General features: G+C 39.9%; 1 protein-coding gene. It reads right to left on the bottom strand.

Annotation, left to right across the window (positions count from 1 at the left end; translation table 11 throughout):
* Window positions 1–1778: ligand-binding sensor domain-containing protein (locus WBJ10_RS04040; protein ID WP_424288268.1), on the bottom strand; the 1778-nt coding region annotated here is incomplete at its 3' end.
* Window positions 1779–1832 lie beyond the last annotated feature (54 nt).

Below are 1832 nucleotides of genomic sequence, written 5' to 3'. Positions count from 1 at the left end.
GAATTATCATGTTTTACTCTTAAAAGTTCCTGCACTGAAAAACGCTGGATCCCAAAATTCCCGCTCAGCCAGATAAAGCCTTCGCCATCATCAATTATTCTATAAATTCCATTAAAATTTAGTCCATTAGCTTTATTAAGTATCTTCTTTTTTTGATGCAGGATCAGACCCGCTTCAGTGCCTAACCAAAGCGAGCCTTCCTTATCTTCATAAAAACCGTAAACTATATCTGAAGAAACCCCTGAATTATTTTTGTAATATTTGAATTCATTTTTCGGGTTTATACTAACGATTCCTGCCCCCGAACTTCCAACCCAAATATTTTTTCTTCTGTCTTCAAAAATGCTGGTTAGTTCAGCCTTGGAAATTTCACCAATGAGCGGCATGCGCTTAATTTTATCGTCTTCCAGGATATGAACCCCCCCTGAATTGGTAGAGATCCAAATTCTTTTTTTAGAATCCTCAAGAATGGATTGTACTACATTGCTCGCCAAGCCATCTTCTACTTTATACTTTCTATCGAATGTGGAAGTTTTCAGGTTAAAGGTATTCAAGCCTTCGGGGGTGCCGATCAGGATCTTATCGTCCGTGCCGTAAATACTAAGAATTATTTCACTGGCCAAGCCATCGCCTCTGGTATAGTGAAAAATCTTTCCATCTTTTAATCGGTTTAACCCCTGGCCGGCAGTCCCTATCCATATTTCGCCATTCCGATGCTGATAGATCGGCAAAATGACATTGTCAGCAAGGCCATCTGTTTTTAAGATATTTTGTATGCGGGCAGGCTTCATTTGTATCAGTCCGGAAGCAGCAGTGCCAAGCCAAATCAAATTCGGCTCAGTAAAAAAAATACACTTGACACCGTCGTTTGAGCTCCCATTATCTTTTACGTTTGTAAATTTGCCATCTTTAAAAACTTGTATTCCGGAGCTGCTCGTCCCCAGCCAGACTTCACCCTGGGGCGAAATACCTATACTTCTTATAAAAAGCTCATTTAGCCCCTCTTTCCTTGTATAGTTTAATGTCTTTCCGCCTCTTAAAAGATACAGTCCATTATCTTTAGTTCCGATCCAAAGAGATCCATCCTTGTGAAGAGCAATCGCGCGTATATTTTGGGTTTGCAGGCCAGGCACTGGAACAACCGCTTCATCCCTATTAATTTGGAATAATCCATTATCGGTGCCTATCAAAAGTCCTTTTGGACCTTTACTCATAACCTGAATACTTTGGGTTCCTTTCCCTGGCCAGCCCGCGTGTTTTACAATTTTTTGATTTTTTAAATAGAAAAGATCCCCTAGATTAGTGCCTATCCAAAGTGTTCCTTTGTCATCTTCAGAAATTGCGGAGATCCATGAGCTCTTGATATGACTTCTAAAGTCGAAAGATGTTATCGAATCATCTTTGACATACAAAACGGTGTTTAAAGAGGCTGCCCATATCCCCTGTCTTGACTTGAATAAATCATAGAATGTGCTCGAATATAAACCCGCGGTATTTTCTTCGTTAATAACTTTGAAATTAATTCCGTCAAAGCGCTGAATCCCCTCCTCCGTGGCTATCCATAAATATCCATTTTCGTCTTTTACAATATCAGCAACGCTGTTTTGTATTAGCCCATTCTTATTATTCCATGTTTGATAGGTATAATTGACGCTCCGGAAAGGGCTTTTTCTTTGGGCAAACGAACTGCTGCCAAGGATAAGCAGTAAAATAAACGGAAGGAAATAACATTTTGTTCCCATATTATGTCGCCATTCGGGGTTGAAATCGTCTAACATTCATTCCACATTAAATCAACGCCGGCAGAACTTGCCGTTACTAAAAAACCAAGC

Source organism: Daejeonella sp., assembly GCF_049655485.1.
Classification (GTDB): domain Bacteria; phylum Bacteroidota; class Bacteroidia; order Sphingobacteriales; family Sphingobacteriaceae; genus Daejeonella.
The sequence above is the reverse complement of the archived record's forward strand: the minus strand, read 5'-3'. Positions and strand labels throughout refer to the sequence as shown.